We start from the raw sequence: 19,415 nt of genomic DNA on the forward strand, positions 1-19,415 counted from the left end.
CCAAAAATCGGGGTATGCTCGCCTCAGAAGCCGCCAAAGTGCCGCGTCTCGCTATTGCGTAATATCCAATTTCTGGAGTGATCAAATAAAATGAAATCCAAGTCGCCGACACATAATGTCACTTGGGCCCAAGCCATTTTACAAAAACTCGCGGCAGAAGGCATTCCAGAGAAAGACCTTGTGCAAGGCCTCGGCATCAGTCCCAACCAATTCAACGACCCCGATGCGCAATGGTCTTTCGAGAACACGCTGGCCATATTTCGCCGCGCCTGCGCGCTGACCAACAATGATCTGTTCGGCTTTCACCTTGCCCAAGAGCCTGACCTCGTTAAACGCGCTGGGCTCTTGGCATACGTCGGTGTTTCCGCGCCAACCGTTGGTGGTTATCTGAGGAACATCACTCGTTTTCAACGCGTATTCGGGGATGCCAGCACAGCTGAGCTTGAGGAAGGACCAGAGACTTCCTTTTTAAGGTGGCGTTACGAGATTTCTTCGACCAGCGCAACGAGCCAATATGCCGAATTTGGCGGCCTTGGAACACTCTACACGCTGCGACGATACAGCAATCGTACTCTCACGCCACGGTACGTGCATTTTGCGCATCATCGCTCCAAGAACACAGACCCAATCGTTCGTTTCCTTGGCTGCGAAGTGCTCTTTGGCCAACGGGAAAACGTCATTGCACTCAAAACGAAAGATCTGGATCTGCCGCTAATAACAGCGGATGACCATTTGCAACGGACACTTTTTTCTATCTGCGAGGCCACGATTGCGCGACTTCCGCGGGACCCGGACAGCACCGCACGGCGTGTCGAGAGATGCGCTTCAGAGAAACTTGCCTCCGGCACCGCCACGCTTGAAAAGATATCTGCCGAACTAGGAATGAGCCAGCGTACGCTGGCGCGCCGGTTGACAGAGGAAGGCACTACTTTCGCTGCCTTGATGGCAGACCTGCGCAAAGCGCTGGCGCGCGACTATCTGCTCAACAGCCCCCTGCCCTTGACCGAAATTGCCTTTTTGCTCGGTTACAACGATGCCAGCAGTTTCAGCACGGCTTTTCGCAGATGGTTCAACACCACGCCGCGCCAGTTCCGCGTCAACGAGGGCGTCGGAGCCTAGCCAAACTCCACAAGCAACAAACCCGGCAAGCGCTAGGCTCACCGGGTTTGAAGCAGAACGCCGGACAAGTCCGACGTCGGTTGGAGCGGATCAACGCGCTCTGGCTTTGTTCTTGTTGTTGTGGCGGCGGTTGTCGTGCTTGCGGTTCTTGTCGACGACACCCTTAAGAGCACCTGCGGCAGCACCGATTTTCGCGCCCTCTTTTGCGTCACCACCGGCGATTTCGGAGATCACCGCGCCGGCAACTGCACCTTTCAGGGCTTTCTTGCCGATGCTTCCTGCGTGAGCGGACATCGGGGCTGCCAGAGCCATAGAAGCAACGATTGCGGCGATTGCGGTGTTTTTGAAAGTGAATGTCATGGTTTCCAACCTTTTCTCTGACTTTGGCAACCTCCTTGGCTGCCTTCCATGAAACTGAAATGGGGTCTGAAACCTGATTAACTTTTGCTTTCTTGCCATGAACGTTTGCATGGTTGCCAAAGTGTTAACACAACGCGAAAACCTCTATTTTGTTGCATTACTCCTGACCTGGTGATCCAAGAAAATATGTCTTCTGTGAAATTTTTGACCCTTCTCACCTGTATTTGCATCGGATTGACCTACGTCGCATTCCAGATAAGCAAATCGACCCGTTTCCAATTCTTTGGCGAACTTGTTGCGCGTGGCCCAATTGATTGCCCGCGGGTTGCGCTCACTCTCGATGACGGACCTTCGACCAAGTACACCGCATCTGTTTTGCAAACGCTTGCCCGACACAATGTCCAAGCCACGTTTTTCCTGACAGGAGATGCGGCAACCGCGCACCCTGAACTCGTAAGCATGATCGCCAGCGCGGGGCATGAGATCGGCAATCATTCTTTTTCGCACCCCCGTATGATCGGCATGCGCCAAGCCACAATCGCACGAGAGATCGAGGACACCGACACTGCCATCCGAAATGCTGGCTACGATGGGCCGCTACACTTCCGGCCTCCTTTCGGAAAACGCTTCCTTGGCCTGCCATACTATCTAAAAAAGACAAACCGGCTGACTGTCCTTTGGGACATCTCTGCAGAAACCGACCCCACCCGCACCAAAGACCCAAACGAGATCGCTCAACGCACCATAGACGCCAGTCAGAATGGCAGCATCATCCTGCTGCATGTGATGTTCAATTCGAGACAGGGCTCGCGCGATGCCTTACCGAAAATCATCGAAGGCATTCGGGCGAAGGGGTTGGAGTTTGCCACGATATCCGACTTGATCGATCCGCAAAACTGTCCGGCGGCCAAATGAAAAACGGCGCCCGCATTCGCAGACGCCGTTCTGAATTGGAAACCGAAAGGCTCTAACCTTAGCTTCCTGCCTCAACCTCTTTGATAACGGTCGCAACCCGCTGGCCAATTTCGCGGCTGGCCTTCACCGACGGGTGGATCATATCCATTCCATGATAGCTACGGTCCCCGTGAGGCACCAGATCCTGAAGCGAAACGAAGTGCATTTCAGGCAGGATCTTTGCCAATTTGGCAATGCGGTTCTCCAGTTCGTTGCCTGCGGCCTTGCAGCCTTCGATAGGCGACCAAGCGCCGGGGCTGCGCAAATAACCTACGTATACAATCTTAGCACCCGTACCACGCAGCGAATCCACAAGATGCGGGATGGCACCCTTTCGACCGTCTTTTGAGATCATTCGGTCCATCCGATTATCGCACGCACCACAGCCGCAGCCCATCCAAAGATCGTTGCCACCGCCATTCAGAACCACCCAGTCCCAATCACCTTTGCGGTATTGGTTGGAAATGCGCATGCCCATCGCGCCGGAAACCGGCAAGCTGTAGATGATGCGCGCGCCACTTACGGAATGGTTTGCCACCGGTTCGTTCAAGGCGTCGCCCACCGCGTTTGCGATTGAGCGGCCGGACACGGTGTGCCACGCCATCAAACTGTCGCCCATTGCAAGTATACGGGGGGAAGCGTTGCGGCTCACTTCAGGTTCCGCGGTGGCTTCTGCCACAGGAATGCCTTCAACTGAGTTGCGGGTCACAGGCTCGCTACAACCTGCAAGGAAAAGAAACGCGCCCATCAAGAGAGCGAGAATCAGCGTACCTGGAAATCTGGTAGCGGGAACTTTCATAATAAAACTCGCAGCATAGCGCCAATTCTGACGCGTAAAATTTCCGTACAGCCAGCCCCCACCGCCGCACGATCACTGCCACATCTTCGCCTTTTTTGTGCCCCAAATCCACCTTCGATTGGGAAACAATGTGTTCTGCAGTCGGAATCAAACGCCAAAATCCGCCGTTTTGCTCCTTCCCCCACAACAAATTTGGTTTCCAAACCCCTTGTTTTCAGATATGCGCGCTGCATCTGAGACGTTGCGTTGTGACCCCGGCGCTGCAAATCAAGGATAGAGGGGTCGGCGGCAATGGGGCCGCCATTTCAAACGGGAGACCCGGGATACGCCTGGGAGTGCTCCCAGCTAGGAAACGAAAATGTTCGAAGTTAGCAAAAAATCCATGCAGTGGGGCGAAGAGACGCTCACGCTGGAAACGGGCAAAGTCGCCCGTCAGGCCGACGGCTGTGTTATCGCCACTCTGGGTGAAACCTCCGTTATGGCCGCAGTGACCTTTGCAAAGGCACCCAAGCCCGGCCAGGATTTCTTCCCCCTGACCGTGCACTACCAAGAGAAATACTACGCAGCCGGTAAAGTACCGGGCGGTTTCTTCAAACGCGAAGCGCGCCCGACCGAAAAAGAAACACTGACTGCACGCCTGATCGACCGTCCGATCCGTCCGCTGTTCGTTGATGGTTTCAAAAACGAAGTTCTGGTGATGTGCACCGTGCTTTCCCACGATCTGGTGAACGACCCTGATATCGTCGCAATGATCGCGGCCTCCGCGGCTCTTACCATTTCCGGTGCACCATTCATGGGCCCGATCGCCGGCGCGCGCGTTGGTTTCGAAGATGGCGATTACATCCTGAACCCGACCGTCGACGACATGCAGGACTTGCGCAACAATCCGGATCAGCGTCTGGACCTCGTTGTTGCGGGCACCAAAGATGCCGTGATGATGGTCGAATCCGAAGCCTACGAACTGTCCGAAGCAGAAATGCTTGGCGCAGTTAAGTTCGCTCACGACTCTATCCAGCCGGTTATCGACCTGATCATCGACCTAGCCGAAGAAGCCGCAAAAGAGCCGTTTGATTTCCAGGCACCGGACTACGCCGACCTGTTCGAAGCGGTTAAGGCCGCTGGTGAAGAGCAGATGCGCGCAGCATTCGCCATCACCGACAAGCAGGAGCGCACTGCCGCTGTCGCCGCTGCTCGTGAGGCCATCAAGGAAGCTCTGACCGAAGAGCAACTCGAAGATGCGAACCTCGGTTCTGCCCTGAAGAAACTCGAGGCCGGCATCCTGCGCGGCGACGTTGTGAAAACCGGCACCCGCATCGACGGTCGTAAGACCGACGAAGTACGTGACATCGTGTCCGAAGTCGGCCTTCTGCCACGTACCCACGGTTCTGCTCTCTTCACCCGCGGTGAAACTCAGGGTCTGGTCGTGACAACGCTGGGCACCGGCGACGATGAGCAAATCATTGACGCCCTTCACGGCAACTTCCGCTCCAACTTCCTTCTGCACTACAACTTCCCACCCTATTCGGTTGGTGAAGCTGGTCGCGTTGGCCCTCCCGGCCGTCGTGAAGTTGGCCACGGCAAACTGGCATGGCGCGCGCTGCAGGCAGTTCTGCCAGCCGCAACCGACTTCCCGTACACCGTGCGTGTGGTTTCCGAGATCACCGAATCCAACGGTTCCTCGTCGATGGCATCCGTCTGCGGCGGCTCGCTGTCTATGATGGACGCAGGCGTTCCGCTGAAATCCGCTGTTGCGGGTGTGGCAATGGGCCTGATCCTCGAGGACTCCGGCGATTACGCGATCCTGACCGACATTCTGGGTGACGAAGATCACCTCGGCGACATGGACTTCAAAGTGGCAGGTACCGAAAACGGCATCACCTCGCTGCAGATGGACATCAAAGTCGCAGGCATCACGCCTGAGATCATGGAAAAGGCGCTGGCACAGGCCAAGGAAGGCCGGATGCACATCCTCGGCGAAATGAACAAGGCGCTCTCCGGCGCGTCCGAGTTCTCGGTCCACGCACCGCGCATCGAAACCATGAACATCCCGACCGACAAGATCCGTGAAGTGATCGGTTCCGGTGGCAAGGTCATCCGCGAGATCGTTGAAGTCTCCGGCGCCAAAGTCGACATCAACGACGACGGCGTGATCAAGATTGCATCGCCCAACGGCGAAGCCATCGCCAAGGCCTACGAGATGATCCACGCGATCGTTGCAGAGCCGGAAGAAGGCGCGATCTATACCGGTAAAGTCGTGAAAATCGTCGACTTCGGTGCCTTCGTGAACTTCTTCGGAAAACGCGACGGTCTGGTGCACGTTTCTCAAATCGAGAACCGTCGCCTGAACCATCCGTCCGACGTTCTGAAAGAAGGTCAGGAAGTGAAAGTCAAACTGCTTGGCTTCGACGACCGCGGCAAAGTCCGCCTGTCCATGAAAGTTGTGGATCAGGAAACCGGCGAAGAGATCGTTCCGGAAAAGAAAGAGAAGAAAGAAGACTAAGGTCTCTTTATCTCTAGAAAAATTTCAGGCCTCCGCAGAAATGCGGGGGCTTTTTTGTTATAGAGGCTGTGCGGCACGAATTTTTGCCGTGACGATCTGCGATGATGCCAACGCATATTTCAAGCGGCGTCGCTTAACGTACAATGGAGGAAGACACATGAGAATTCTCACCCTTGGTGCAACGATTTTTGCAGCAAGTTTGGCCATCACAGTGCCGGACATCACCCTAGCCAAGGACAAAGGCGGCAAGGCCAAAGCCAAGGCAAATAAGGTGCAGATCGACCAAAAGCCTGGCAAAGGTGCCAAGGCTATTCCGCCTGGTCAGATCAAGCGATATACGCGCGGCGCAAAGCTTCCGGGCGACCTCAAGTACACCGATATTGGCGATCTGTCCAAATGGAAGCTCAAGCCTCCGGGCAAGGGGAATCGCTACATTCGTGTTGGCGATGAAATCCTCGAAGTCTCCGATGACATGTCGACCGTTGTCGATGCTGTCGGCATCGTGGACGACCTTTTGAAATAATCGGTCCTGAACGTACGCTAACGCGTCAGCCTTACTCGGGTCTCGCGCAGGTGTCCTGTCTTCATGCATGATGCCCAAAGACCGCGACGTGCGGTCTCCGGGCACCCTGTGTGATTGGCAGACCAACTGCCAAGTCTGGTTTTTGTTCCAACTGAACGAACCCTAGCGCGAATTGCGTTAAGCGGCGCGTGCGCTCCGGAACCCGGCCGATTTTTCCTTCGGTTCGCCGCCTTTGACGACAAACCCGCTCAGGCCATCAACCAGTTTTTCGACAGACGCATCCAGGCTGGAGGTGGAGGCAGATGCCTCCTCCGAGCGGGCCGCGTTGCCTTGCGTTTCCATACCCAGCGTCTGCATCGACCCTCGGATATCCTGAACCGATTCAGCCTGTTGGTTGGAGATCGCTGCAATCTCGGTGATGTAGCCAGACACTTCGTTCACTTCGCTGAGAATGGTTTCAAGCGCATCACCAACCTGACGAACCAACGATACGCCAACGCCCACATGTTCGTTGCTTTGGCTGATCAGCTTGTTGATGTTTTGCGCCGCTTCCGCCGAACGATGCGCCAACGCGCGAACCTCGGAGGCCACGATTGCAAAACCGGCCCCCGCCTCGCCCGCCCGCGCAGCCTCAACACCAGCGTTGAGCGCCAACAGGTTGGTCTGGAACGCGATATCTTCGATCAAGGCCACAACGTGGTCGATCTGGCTGGAAGACTGTTCGATCTCATCCATGGTTTCAACGGCCTGACGCACCACTTCGGTACCGGATTGGGTCACCGTGCGTGTGCTGTCGAAACGTTGCTGCATGTCTTCCGCTTTGCCAACGGCGATCTGCATACCGTCCGCGATATGTTCGACGGAGTCTGTTACACGGCTCAGGGCGTCCGCCTGTTTTTCGGTGCTGGTCGCCACGCTGGAAGACACTTCTGCAAGCTCGGTGGAGTCGATGCCAATCTGTTTGGAAACCGTCGTGACAGAGCTGATGATCCCGCTCAAGCTGTCCACAGCCGCGTTGAAGCTCATACGCAGATCTTCATATTCAGCAGAGAACGTCTCGGCGATTTCCGCGTCCAGGTTGCCCTTGGCTACTTTCGCCAGACCTACGTGCAGCCGGTCCACAACTTCGCTTGCCGCCTGCTCCTTGGCTTCAATGATCGCCTTTTCCTCAGACAGGGTATCCATCACTTCTGACAAACGCGCCTTTTCCGCGTTGAGGTCCTGCATCCGGATCACATTGCGCTTCACCCCATAAAACAGCGCACCGGCTTCCGCGATCACCACTGTTCCGTGAAACAGGGATCGCAATATGTTTTCCCAAAGCCCTACCGACGGGTACACCAGCGAGGGCATGACAAACGTCAGACCAAGGTGGTGCACCAGCGCGGCAACCGCCGCGGCGACAATAGACGCCGGGCACAACATCGCTGCACTCATTGGAATATAGGCGAAAAAGATCATATGCGCGTCCATCTGCCACGAATGGCCGGCAAAAGCTGCGATGACCAATGTAACTTGGCACGCGCCACCCAGAGTGGCCGCAATGCGGTGATGCAACGCGTGGCCGCCACGCAGCGCCCAAGCACCGATCAGGACAAACACAAGGCTGGGAACCGCAAAGGGAACAACACTCTTACCCAGCGCGAGAGCCGATCCCAGTGCCACAATCCCCAAAAGAATGTTCACACCAAAAAGAGCTTTGACACCCTTTGCGCGGATACCATCAAGGTCGTTCATGTCTTTCATGTTCTTACTCCACAGAACCCGGCGACAGTCTGGCCATCCAGAACAGCCCAGGCGCCGTTGTCTCTCAGTCGTTCTTCAAAACCGGGCTCGTCAGAAAAGCCCAGAACCCCAAACGGCGCGTCTTCGAATCCAATGACCCAACCGCCAGAAGCTTCTACAAGTTGCACGAGGTCTACACCGGGACCGGCGACGACCACGACGGGTTCGGTCTCATCTACCGGTGCCATCGTGATGGCCAAAACAGGCGCCAGCACAAGGCACGCCACCAGCGCGATCGCTGCAGGCAGATATTCCAAAACCCTCTTCATTACCGTGCAGTCATGACAGAAATGGGTTTCCAGCCTGTTAACGATTTTGCCTTGACGCAGGGGAAGAAACGTTGGCGCTACAAACACAAGAAAGGGCGCATCCGATAGATGCGCCCCTCACAAATTATCATTTATTTTCAGGTCATTAGACCGACGAACGTCAGCCGGGCAGCTTGGTTGTACGCAAATATGGGAAGTGCGTCGTAAAGCTTCCATACTTCACCGTGGCGTCTTCGTCGCTGACGGCCACGGGAATCACCACATCCGCCCCCGGTGTCCAGTTCGCCGGAGTCGCGACATTTTCCTTGGCCGATGTTTGCAGCGCATCCAATGCACGAAGAACTTCGCCAAAGTTGCGACCGACGGTCATCGGATAGGTCATCGAAAGCTTCAACTGTTTGTCCGGCCCAATGATGAACACAGAACGTACGGTCGCGCTGTCTGCCGGTGTACGCCCGTCTGGCAAATAGGCCTCGGCAGGCAACATGTCGAAAGCTTTGGACACCTCGAGCCCGTCATCCGCGATGATGGGAAACCCCGCCTCGGTGCCGGCAAAGGATTCGATGTCTTTCTTCCAGCCCTTGTGATCCTCGACGCCATCAACTGAAACGCCAATTACTTTGGTGCCACGCGCGGCCCATTCATCCGCCAATTGCGCGACCGCACCAAATTCGGTTGTGCAAACTGGAGTGAAATCTTTCGGGTGGGAAAACAGAATGGCCCAGCTGTCACCAATCCAGTCGTGAAAAGTGATCGTGCCCTGATCGGTTTCCGCCGTGAAATTCGGCACAGTGTCATTGATTCGAAGACCCATTTCTCGCTCTCTTTCTGTGATTGGGGACGCCGCCTTACCGGTGCTGGTCAAAAAACTGGCAAACAATGCGAAGTCCAAAAAACAACTCTTGGTCGCCCAGCGACCTCCGACAGACTACATCCGTCGTTTTTGAACGCCACCCCAAAGCCGCACCAATAATTTGATCAAATTTCTTGTGACCCGGCGTCTCTTTCCCTTGCGGGGGCCGTTTTGCACAGGCAAGGTGCCCCCAAGATCGAGAGGGAGAGATACCATGATCGAGAAACGCGATTTTTACATCAACGGTGCGTGGGTCGCCCCCGCATCCGCAAACGACTTTAATGTCATCGACCCCGCAACCGAAGAGGTTTGCGCAGTAATTTCAATTGGCGATCAAGCCGACACCGACGCCGCAGTTGCTGCCGCGCGCGCAGCTTTCCCGGCATGGGCTGCGACCCCGCTTGAAGAACGCGTCGCGCTGGTCAAGAAACTCCGTGACATTTACGTGGCACGCCGTGCCGACATGGCAGAAGCCATGCGCATGGAAATGGGTGCGCCCATCGATCTGGCCATGTCAGGTCAGTGGGGTTCCGGAACATGGCACCTCGACGGCTTCCTCGAAGCTCTTGAAGGCTTCGAGTTCGAATACGCGATGGGCAGCGACCGCATGCGCAAAGAACCCATTGGCGTCTGCGCAATGATCACCCCGTGGAACTGGCCGATGAACCAGGTGTTCCTCAAGGCGATCCCGGCCCTTCTTGTTGGCTGCACCATGGTTCTGAAACCCTCTGAAATTGCACCTTTGTCCTCCATCGTCTTCACGGAAATGATGGACGAAGCTGGCTTCCCCGCCGGTGTCTTCAATATGGTGAACGGCGACGGTGTTGGTGTTGGCTCACAACTGTCAGCGCATCCTGACGTGGACATGGTCTCGTTTACCGGATCGACCCGTGCAGGCATCGCCATCTCCAAAGCCGCCGCCGACAGCCTCAAGCGCGTCAGCCTCGAGCTGGGTGGCAAAGGCGCGAACCTGATCTTCGCGGATGCCGACGAAAAAGCAGTCAAACGTGGCGTGATCCACTGCATGCAAAACTCCGGTCAGTCCTGTAACGCGCCAACTCGCATGATGGTGGAAAGCGCGCGGTACGCGGAAGCGGTTGAGCAGGCCAAGGCAACAGCCGAGGCTACCGCCACCGGTCCGACGACTGAGTCCGGCCGCCACATTGGCCCGGTCGTGTCCGAACTGCAGTTTAACAAGATTCAGGGACTGATCGAGACCGGCATCAAAGAAGGTGCAACTCTCGTTGCCGGCGGTCTCGGCCGTCCGGAAGGCGTAAACAAAGGCTATTACGTGCGTCCAACGGTCTTCGCAGATGTCACGCCGGACATGACGATTTACCGCGAGGAGATTTTTGGCCCTGTTCTGGCGATCACCCCTTTTGAAAACGAGGATCAGGCGGTCCAGATGGCCAACGACACGGTCTATGGCCTGACCAACTATGTTCAGACTCAGGACGACGAGAAACGGTTGCGCGTGGCTCGCCAACTGCGTTCCGGTATGGTAGAAACAAATGGCGTCAGCCGGGTGAATGGCTCGCCCTTCGGCGGCTACGGACAGTCCGGCAACGGCCGCGAAGGCGGCGAATGGGGTCTGGATGAGTTCTGCGAGATCAAGTCGATCTCCGGCGTCCCCATGAGCTAATCGCCAATATCACGAACAAAAAACGCCGGAGGTTTTGCCTCCGGCGTTTTTTATTTTACCAACGGCTTTCTGATCAGCCTTTGCCTTTCCAAGGCACGAGGTATTTCTCTGCCCAGCGCATCAGCATGTCGATACCAAAGCCGATGATGCCGATCAGGATAATGCCCATCAGAACAATATCCGTGTCCTGGAACTTGGACGCCGCGACGATCATCTTACCGACACCCTTTTCCGCAGCCACAAGTTCTGCGGCCACAACCGTGCCCCAGCAAACTCCCATCGCAACACGCGCCGCAGTGAAAATCTCCGGAAGCGAGTTCGGGATAATCACATGGCGTAGGATTTGCCGCTTATTCGCACCAAGCGAATAGGCTGCATGCACTTTGGAAATTTTCACGCCGGACACGCCCGACCTCGCCCCGATGGCCATAATCCAGAGCGCTGCAAGGAATAGCAGTATAATCTTACCTTGCTCGCCAATCCCGGCCCAGATGATCACCAGCGGAATAAGCGCAAGTGGCGGCACTGGACGCATGAATTCCACGATCGGATCAAACCAGCCACGCGCCCAATCGCTCAGACCCATGGCATAGCCAAGCGGGATGCCCACCAACGCACCGAGGGCGAAACCGACGATCACACGGAACAGCGAGTAGCTCAAATGCTCTGACAGAGTCACATTCTGATAGCCTTCACGGCTCACAGAAATCAGACGACGCCACACACTCTCCGGCGCGGGTAACCAGATGTTTTCCATCTGCATGCCTGTCGCCGGTGCAAAGTTCAACGTCCCCTTGTCGGTCAGCGCAACCGAGCCAAAGCCGACATCCACGTCAGTGTCGCGGTCTATTGGCTGGCCATCAATTGCAACCACTTTCGCGCCATCCTTGCGGGTGACCTCGTCGTTGCTGTCCCAGCGAAGCAACTTGCTGCGATAGCTCTGCACAACCAGCGCGTCGTTCTTGGCCACACCGTCTCCTGGCGCTACCTGCGGTTCGTCCGGCTGTTGCCCTGCCGGGTGGACAACCACGTTGACAGTGGCATCATCCGTCGATCCATCCTCGGCTTCGACCGTGTACGTAAAGCTGGCTTCGCCAACAAAGGGTCCCGGTGCGTGTAGGAAGCGAGGCAACCACTCCGAACCGGTAAAACTGCCCCAGAATACAAAAATCAGAACAACCGAGATTACCGAGGCCGCCTTGTTGGAGACAACCGCGCTTTCGTCGCCAAAAGTCACCGTTTTCAACGAGGTATAATCGTGCACGGGCGTCAACTGGCGCTTGATCAGTTGAAAAACGAAGAACGCCGCCAGAATGACACCGATGTATATGGCCAGATAAGGCAACGCCGAAATCACGGAAATGAAAAGCGTTACCAGTTCGCCACCAAGGTCCTTGAAAATCTGTCCCATCTTATGCGCTCTCCTCGGTACGGCCCATGATCTCTTCTTCCATGTTCCAGATCATGTTGAGGATCTCTTCGCGCGTTGGCGCGTATTCAGGGTGCTTTTTCACTTCGCGCAAATCCGCACCCACGCCCAAATCGGCAAATGGAAGGCGATATTCCTTGTGAATTCGCCCCGGTCGAGGCGCCATCACAATCAAACGCTCGCCCAAAAGCAGCGCCTCTTCAACAGAGTGCGTAATCAGGATGATGGTCTTCCCGGTTTCTTTCCAGAGTTTGAGAACGAGGCTCTGCATCTTCTCCCGCGTCAGCGCATCCAGCGCGCCCAGCGGCTCGTCCATCAGGATCACATCGGGGTCATTTGCCAAGCACCGCGCCAGCGCAACACGCTGCTGCATCCCGCCAGACAGTTCATAGACCATCTTTTCCTTGAAATCCTGAAGCCCGACGACATCCAGCAGGTGATCCACGATCTCTGCACTCTCTGCCTTGGGCATGCCCTTCATGTCGGGGCCAAAGCTCACGTTGTCACGCACACTCATCCACTCAAACAGTGCGCCTTGCTGGAACACCATACCGCGTTCGGCATCCGGTCCCTGCACCAGATGTCCGTTCATCTCGATCTGGCCTTCGGTGGGAGCGAGAAAGCCCGCCACAATGTTCAGCAACGTCGTTTTACCGCAGCCTGACGGCCCCAGCACACTCAGCAATTCGCCCTGCTTCAGATCAAGGCTTACGTCCTTGAGCGCCTGAACATGCCCGCCGTTGGGCAAATCAAAGCGCATGGACAGACTCTGTATTGATAATCCAGTCATGGTCCCTATCGGTCCTTCCGCCCAAAATCCCCTCGGGCGCGACGGTTTACCCGCCTGTTGCTTTTTGTGTGGTTTCAAAAAAGGCCGGGCACGCCGTACGCGCCCGGCCTGTTGTCAAATGTCTGGCTTACATGCCTTTCGCTGCTTCCAACGGACCGGTGTTCACGGTGCCGTCATAGCTGTCCAGCGCGCTCGGGATCGAACCGGCACCCACAAAGACGCCTGCGACGCCCTTCATGAATTCCTGTGCCGTGCCACCGAACCATGCGCCGCCAAGCTGCTCGTCAATGGTCGGGAACTTGAAGGTTGCAAGCGTCGCGGCTGTACCTTCTTCGTCCATACCCGCGTCCTTGGCGATCACTGGCAGCATTTTCGCGCGGTTTGCTTCATCGGCCCACATCGCGTTTGCATCCGCAGTTACTTTCAGGAACTTGGCAAGCATGTCGCCTTCTTCAGCAATGAAAGAAGCCGGCGCGGTTGTGGCGTCAAACACCAGAATGCCCAGCTCTTCTTTCTCTGCGCCGGTCAGAAGCACGTTGCCGTGTTCTTTCATGCGGCGCAGTGCGCCACCCCAGCCGCAGGCCATGTCCAGCGAACCCTGTGCCAACGCCGCTGCACCTTCTGCAGGGGCCATATCCACAACTTCCATGCCGGCGACATCAACGCCAAAGTGGTTCATCTGGCTCAGGAAGCCATAGTGTGCTGCAGTACCCAGCGGCACGGCCACTTTCTTGCCAGCCAGTTCACCCGCGCTGTCCTTGTCGATCTCGAGACCCGAAGCCACAACGCAGTTGTCGTTGTCAGAGTAGCTAACCGCAACGTCTACGATCTGGATATCCTGACCGGCAGAGGCCGCAACCACGAAGGGCGGCACGCCCTGGCTTACAGAAATCTGTACATCGCCCGACGCCATTGCCGCGCTCATCGCGGTACCGGTGTCAAAGCTCACCCAGTTGATCTTGGTACCCAGAGCTTCTTCATAGGTGCCCATTTGCTTCGCATACTGGAACGGCATCGGCCATTCGAGGAAGTACGCCACGGTGATTTCCGCTTGGGCAGCCTGCGCACCAGCCATCATTGCTGCTGCCGCTACGGCGCCCGTCAGAGTCCGTTTCAATGTCATCTTCATTTTCTCCCGTTGTCATTTTTGGTGCCGTTCAAGTCCGGTCCCCAATGGGTGCAGAGAGGGTCTTGTCGCCCTTTGTCACTCAACCGGCTTCACGCGCCATCTTCATTCGGAGCGGAAATCTGTGCCCCGATCAATGATTTTTTGTGCACCTGTCACAGTTATTTTACCGCACAAACTTGCATCAAAGCCGCCTAGCGTTCTAAATTTTTACCTTTTAATCAACATGTTAACAGCTCTCGAAGCTAACCCAAGGGCAGCACACCGTCTTTTTTGGATATACATTGGCATCTTATCTGGCCCTATAATGTCGCTTGAAAAACTCGCGAGGATATCGTGCAAACTAGCGCAACATCCCCTTACGGGGATTCTCACATTTCTATGATCTCCGCACAGAGAATACAGGAGGGTCCACCATGGACGGCACACTGAAAGAGAACGACCTGAGCCACGTGGTGAGCGCCGACAAGGCACACGTCTGGCACCATTTGGTACAGCACAAACCTTTCGAAACCAGTGATCCCCGCATTATCATCGAGGGCAAAGGGATGCGCGTCTGGGATCAAAACGGCAAAGAGTACATTGACGCCGTTTCCGGAGCGGTTTGGACCGTTAATGTCGGCTACGGCCGCGAACGTATCGCCAATGCCGTGCACGCAAACCTTATGAAAATGTGCTATTTCGCAAACGCCGCCGGCAACGTCCCCGGCGCTCTTTATGCCGAAAAGCTGATCGAAAAGATGCCGGGCATGAGCCGCGTCTACTATTGCAACTCGGGTTCCGAGGCCAACGAGAAAGCCTTCAAGCTTGTCCGCCAGATCGCTCACAAAAAATACGGCGGCAAAAAGACCAAGATCCTGTATCGCGACCGTGACTATCACGGCTCGACCCTTGCGGCGATGTCCGCAGGCGGTCAGGACGAACGGAACGCGCAATATGGCCCCTTCGCGCCGGACTTCGTACGCGTGCCGCACTGCATGGAGTATCGCAAGGACGAACTCGGACTCGGGCATTTGTCCGGTCGTGAATTCGGCATCGCCGCGGCAAACCAGATCGAGGAAGTAATCCTCCGCGAAGGTCCAGAAACTGTTGGAGCCCTGTGTCTGGAGCCCGTAACGGCAGGCGGCGGCGTTATCACTCCGCCCGAAGGATATTGGGAACGCGTGCAGGAAATCTGCAAAGAATACAATGTACTGCTTCACATCGACGAGGTCGTCTGTGGCATCGGGCGCACTGGAACCCACTGGTTCGGGTATCAGCACTACGGTATCAAACCGGATTTCGTCACGATGGCCAAAGGCGTGGCCTCCGGTTATGCCGCGATCTCTTGCATGGTGACCACCGAAGAGGTCTTCGAGATGTTCAAATCCGACCCGTCGGACAAGCTGGACCACTTCCGCGACATCTCTACATTCGGCGGCTGTACGGCAGGGCCCGCGGCGGCGCTGGAGAACATGGCGATCATCGAAGAAGAGGGTCTGCTGGAAAACTGCGCGACAATGGGCGAGCGCATGATGGGCAACCTCAAAGCCTTGATGGAGAAGCACGAGGTCATCGGCGACGTGCGGGGCAAAGGTCTGTTCCTCGGGTGTGAACTGGTCAAAGATCGCGAAACCAAAGAACCCGTGGACGAAGCCCAGATCGCAGCCGTTGTTGGCGACTGTGGCGCTCAGGGTGTCATTATCGGCGCAGCCAACCGCTCTGTCCCCGGTCGGAACAACGTCATCGCCTTCTCACCGGCCCTGATTGCAACCGCTGCGGACATCGATGCAATCACCGACGCCGTCGACAACGCGCTGACCAAAGTGTTCGGATAACCTAACCGGGTGCGCCGGACAACCTGCGCACCCAACCAAAATCAAGCCAGTTTACTCTCGCCATAAGTCCAGTATACCTTCACGCTCATGGCGATTTCAGTCGAAACCTTCTTCCTCTCTCCTGGCTTTCAGGGCACCCTTCAGGCCCAAATCCAACAATTGATCGCAGAAGGCATTCTGTCTGGCCGCTTCCGGAGAGGTGAGAAACTGCCGTCGTCGCGCAAGCTTGCGACACACCTGGGCGTCAGCCGCATCACTGTGACCCTCGCATATACCGAACTTCTTGCGAACGATTACCTGACCTCACGCGGCCGCTCCGGCTACTACGTATCCGACAACGCTCCGGTGCCACCATCTTTCACACCTCCGAAACACCGCGAAGACAGCATCGACTGGACCCGCGCACTTGGCAGGCGCTACACCGGCGGAGACACCCCTGAAAAACCTCAAGACTGGGCGACCTATCGCTTCCCTTTTGTATACGGCCAAACCGACCCTTCGCTTTTCGATCACACCAATTGGCGGCTCTGCGCCCTTCAGGCTCTCGGCCAGAAAGACTTCACCGCACTGACATCGGACTACTATGATCAGGACGATCCGCGTCTGGTGGAATTCATTGCGCGCAACACGCTTCCACGACGCGGCATCATCGCCCGACCCGAAGAGATTCTCATCACGCTCGGCGCGCAAAATGCACTCTGGATCGCCGCTCAGATCCTTTTGACCCAACGCCGTACGGCCGCGATCGAAAACCCCTGCTATCACGCCCTGCGGGACATTCTGAATCAGTCCCGCTGTCACGTAGAGCCTGTAAATGTTGACCCTGACGGTCTCAACCCTGCTGAAATACCGGCCGAAACCGACGTGATCTTTACCACGCCAAGCCACCAATGCCCCACCACAGCGACGATGCCTTTGCTACGCCGCAACGCCCTGTTGGAACGCGCCAGAGAAATCGACGCGCTGATCGTTGAAGACGACTACGAATTCGAAATGTCCTTCGGAGATTCTCCTTCTCCAGCCCTCAAATCCCTCGATACAGAAGGCCGCGTGATCTATGTCGGCAGCTTTTCCAAGTCGCTCTTTCCTGGCTTGCGACTTGGGTATCTCGTCGGGTCAGAGTCTTTCATCCGCGAAGCCCGAGCACTCCGCGCCTCCGTCTTGCGCCATCCTCCGGGCCACATCCAGCGCACTGCGGCCTACTTCCTGTCACTCGGACATTACGACGCCCTGATCCGCCGACTGCGTAAAACGCTCAAGCACCGCCGCGGGGTAATGCAGGACGCCATCAAGGAGCATGGTTTGACAATTGCGGGGGCTGACGCGTTCGGTGGCTCTTCTTTCTGGATGCAATCGAACCGAAACTTGAACTCGCACGAACTCGCCCATAAGCTGCAAAACGAAAGCGTTTTGATCGAACCGGGGCAGTCTTTCTTTGCCACCGCCAATCCGCCGCAGAATTTCTATCGCCTCGGCTATAGCTCTATTCCGGCGGAACGTATCCCTGAAGGGATTGCCCGTATCGCCAGAATCCAGAACAGCCTCTGATCTGGACCCATGCAGCGCTAACAACTGGCCCTAACGCGACTTCGCGCTGACCCGTAATTTCGCCACCAAACCCCGCGCGCGCGACGCGCGTCTTTACGTATTCAGGAGGCTCCCCCATGAAAATGACCACAGAAGAGGCGTTCGTAAAAGTCCTGCAGCGCCACGGCATCGAACATGCCTTTGGAATCATCGGCTCGGCAATGATGCCAATCTCCGACCTCTTCCCCACAGCGGGCATCATGTTCTGGGACTGCGCCCACGAAGGCTCCGCTGGCATGATGAGCGACGGCTACACCCGTGCCACCGGCAAAATGTCGATGATGATCGCTCAGAACGGCCCGGGCATCACGAACTTCGTAACCGCCGTCAAAACCGCATACTGGAACCACACTCCGCTGCTTCTCGTGACCCCGCAGGCCGCGAACAAGACCATCGGTCAGGGTGGCTTTCAGGAAGTCGAGCAGATGGCTCTCTTCAAGGACATGGTCGCTTACCAGGAAGAAGTGCGCGATCCCTCCCGCGTGGCGGAAGTTCTGACCCGCGTTATCGCTCAAGCCAAACGCCTTTGCGGTCCCGCCCAGCTCAATATCCCGCGCGATATGTGGACACAGGTCATCGACATCGATCTGCCCGAACCAATCGAGTTTGAAGCCTCCTCCGGTGGCAGCTCGTCCGTTGCCGACGCAGCTGCCTTGCTGTCCGAAGCCAAGAACCCTGTCATCCTGAACGGCGCTGGCGTTGTCTTGTCCCAAGGCGGCATCTCCGCCTCGATCGCATTGGCCGAACGCCTCGATGCGCCGGTCTGCGTTGGCTACCAACACAACGATGCCTTCCCGGGCAACCACCCGCTATTTGCCGGACCTCTTGGTTACAACGGCTCCAAGGCAGGCATGGAGCTCATCAAGGAAGCCGATGTCGTTCTGGCTCTCGGAACCCGTCTGAACCCCTTCTCCACGCTGCCCGGCTACGGCATGGAGTACTGGCCGGCTGACGCGAAGATCATTCAGGTGGACATCAACCCTAACCGCATTGGTCTGACCAAGAAGGTTTCTGTCGGCATCGTGGGTGATGCGGCCAAGGTTGCAACCGGCATCCTAGAACAACTGGCTGACGGTGCCGGTGACACGGGTCGCGCCGAACGCAAAGCCCATATCGCCAAGACCAAATCCACATGGGCCCAACAACTGAGCTCAATGGACCACGAAGATGACGATCCGGGCACGACCTGGAACGAACGTGCCCGCGCCGACAAGCCCGACTGGATGTCGCCGCGCATGGCTTGGCGTGCAATCCAGTCTGCCCTGCCACGCGAAGCGATCATCTCCTCTGACATTGGCAACAACTGCGCAATCGGCAACGCATATCCATCTTTCGAAGAAGGTCGAAAGTACCTCGCACCGGGTCTCTTCGGCCCCTGTGGCTACGGCCTTCCTGCCATTGTCGGCGCCAAAATCGGTCAACCTGATGTACCGGTGGTTGGCTTTGCCGGCGACGGGGCCTTCGGGATCGCGGTAAACGAACTGACTGCGATCGGTCGTGGAGAATGGCCAGCAATCACCCAAATCGTTTTCCGTAACTATCAGTGGGGCGCGGAAAAGCGGAATTCCACACTCTGGTTTGATGACAACTTTGTCGGCACCGAGCTGGACACTCAGGTTTCTTATGCCGGCATCGCACAGGCCTGCGGCCTGCAAGGTGTGGTGGCCCGCACCATGGACGAACTGACAGCCGCCCTTAACAAGGCCATCGACGACCAGATGAACCACGGCAAAACCACGCTGATCGAAGCCATGATCAACCAGGAACTTGGCGAACCATTCCGTCGTGACGCAATGAAGAAGCCTGTTTCCGTCGCAGGCATCGACGCCGCCGACATGGTTCCCCAGACCGGAAGCTGATCG

16 protein-coding genes are annotated in these 19,415 nt (G+C 56.6%); 8 read left to right on the top strand and 8 right to left on the bottom strand.

From position 1 onward, the window contains the following. Positions 1-90 precede the first annotated feature (90 nt). A complete protein-coding gene (locus tag BXY66_RS12760; RefSeq protein WP_132860627.1) occupies positions 91-1,119 on the top strand; it encodes an AraC family transcriptional regulator in 1,029 nt (342 codons plus the stop codon). A gap of 90 nt (positions 1,120-1,209) precedes the next feature. Here BXY66_RS12760 and BXY66_RS12765 read toward each other — a convergent pair whose 3' ends face one another. Beyond that, complete coding sequence (locus BXY66_RS12765) at positions 1,210-1,479, bottom strand: glycine zipper domain-containing protein (RefSeq protein WP_132860628.1); 270 nt, start codon at positions 1,477-1,479, stop codon at positions 1,210-1,212. A gap of 234 nt (positions 1,480-1,713) precedes the next feature. Between BXY66_RS12765 and BXY66_RS12770 the strand changes: the two genes are divergently transcribed. Next, positions 1,714-2,394, top strand: coding sequence for a polysaccharide deacetylase family protein (locus BXY66_RS12770; protein ID WP_165929178.1), 681 nt, complete (start codon positions 1,714-1,716; stop codon positions 2,392-2,394). 58 nt (positions 2,395-2,452) lie between these two features. Here the strand turns inward: BXY66_RS12770 and BXY66_RS12775 are convergent, their stop codons facing one another. Then, positions 2,453-3,232 carry an SGNH/GDSL hydrolase family protein gene (locus BXY66_RS12775; RefSeq protein WP_243694379.1) on the bottom strand — a complete coding sequence of 260 codons (780 nt, stop codon included), beginning with the start codon at positions 3,230-3,232 and terminating at the stop codon, positions 2,453-2,455. 358 nt (positions 3,233-3,590) lie between these two features. Here BXY66_RS12775 and pnp point away from each other — a divergent pair, with 358 nt between their 5' ends. Continuing rightward, positions 3,591-5,732, top strand: a complete 2,142-nt coding sequence (gene pnp / locus BXY66_RS12780) for a polyribonucleotide nucleotidyltransferase (protein ID WP_132860630.1) — start codon at positions 3,591-3,593, stop codon at positions 5,730-5,732. Between the two features lie 157 nt (positions 5,733-5,889). After that, a complete protein-coding gene (locus tag BXY66_RS12785) occupies positions 5,890-6,255 on the top strand; it encodes a hypothetical protein (RefSeq protein WP_132860631.1) in 366 nt (121 codons plus the stop codon). 177 nt (positions 6,256-6,432) lie between these two features. Here BXY66_RS12785 and BXY66_RS12790 read toward each other — a convergent pair whose 3' ends face one another. The 3 genes from BXY66_RS12790 to BXY66_RS12800 form a co-directional block, all read right to left on the bottom strand. Next, the gene (locus tag BXY66_RS12790; RefSeq protein WP_132860632.1) at positions 6,433-8,001 is read right to left on the bottom strand and encodes a methyl-accepting chemotaxis protein; all 1,569 of its coding nucleotides are present in this window, start codon (positions 7,999-8,001) and stop codon (positions 6,433-6,435) included. After that, a complete protein-coding gene (locus tag BXY66_RS12795; RefSeq protein WP_132860633.1) occupies positions 7,998-8,309 on the bottom strand; it encodes a hypothetical protein in 312 nt (103 codons plus the stop codon). The genes BXY66_RS12790 and BXY66_RS12795 overlap by 4 nt, the downstream gene beginning before the upstream one ends. Positions 8,310-8,469: 160 nt before the next feature. Continuing rightward, positions 8,470-9,123, bottom strand: a complete 654-nt coding sequence (locus tag BXY66_RS12800) for a peroxiredoxin (RefSeq protein ID WP_132860634.1) — start codon at positions 9,121-9,123, stop codon at positions 8,470-8,472. Positions 9,124-9,376: 253 nt separating this feature from the next. On the opposite strand from BXY66_RS12800, the gene BXY66_RS12805 reads away from it, so the two are divergent. Beyond that, a complete protein-coding gene (locus BXY66_RS12805; protein WP_132860635.1) occupies positions 9,377-10,804 on the top strand; it encodes an aldehyde dehydrogenase family protein in 1,428 nt (475 codons plus the stop codon). Between the two features lie 73 nt (positions 10,805-10,877). On the opposite strand, the gene BXY66_RS12810 is transcribed toward BXY66_RS12805, so the two are convergent. The 3 genes from BXY66_RS12810 to BXY66_RS12820 all read right to left on the bottom strand — a co-directional run bounded on the left by BXY66_RS12810 (position 10,878) and on the right by BXY66_RS12820 (position 14,146). Continuing rightward, on the bottom strand, positions 10,878-12,215 hold the full coding sequence (locus tag BXY66_RS12810) for an ABC transporter permease subunit (RefSeq protein ID WP_132860636.1): 1,338 nt from the start codon (positions 12,213-12,215) through the stop codon (positions 10,878-10,880). A gap of 1 nt (position 12,216) precedes the next feature. Continuing rightward, positions 12,217-13,023, bottom strand: a complete 807-nt coding sequence (locus tag BXY66_RS12815; protein ID WP_132860637.1) for an ABC transporter ATP-binding protein — start codon at positions 13,021-13,023, stop codon at positions 12,217-12,219. A gap of 127 nt (positions 13,024-13,150) precedes the next feature. Beyond that, the gene (locus BXY66_RS12820) at positions 13,151-14,146 is read right to left on the bottom strand and encodes a taurine ABC transporter substrate-binding protein (RefSeq protein WP_132860638.1); all 996 of its coding nucleotides are present in this window, start codon (positions 14,144-14,146) and stop codon (positions 13,151-13,153) included. A 419-nt stretch (positions 14,147-14,565) separates the two neighbouring features. Here BXY66_RS12820 and BXY66_RS12825 point away from each other — a divergent pair, with 419 nt between their 5' ends. The 3 genes from BXY66_RS12825 (at position 14,566) to xsc (ending at position 19,412) form a co-directional block, all read left to right on the top strand. Next, the gene (locus BXY66_RS12825; RefSeq protein ID WP_132860639.1) at positions 14,566-15,966 is read left to right on the top strand and encodes an aminotransferase family protein; all 1,401 of its coding nucleotides are present in this window, start codon (positions 14,566-14,568) and stop codon (positions 15,964-15,966) included. 87 nt (positions 15,967-16,053) lie between these two features. Further along, the gene (gene pdxR, locus BXY66_RS12830) at positions 16,054-17,514 is read left to right on the top strand and encodes a MocR-like pyridoxine biosynthesis transcription factor PdxR (RefSeq protein WP_132860640.1); all 1,461 of its coding nucleotides are present in this window, start codon (positions 16,054-16,056) and stop codon (positions 17,512-17,514) included. A gap of 116 nt (positions 17,515-17,630) precedes the next feature. Further along, positions 17,631-19,412, top strand: a complete 1,782-nt coding sequence (gene xsc / locus BXY66_RS12835; RefSeq protein ID WP_132860641.1) for a sulfoacetaldehyde acetyltransferase — start codon at positions 17,631-17,633, stop codon at positions 19,410-19,412. Positions 19,413-19,415 lie beyond the last annotated feature (3 nt).

It is taken from the genome of Shimia isoporae, assembly GCF_004346865.1.
Lineage (GTDB): Bacteria > Pseudomonadota > Alphaproteobacteria > Rhodobacterales > Rhodobacteraceae > Shimia > Shimia isoporae.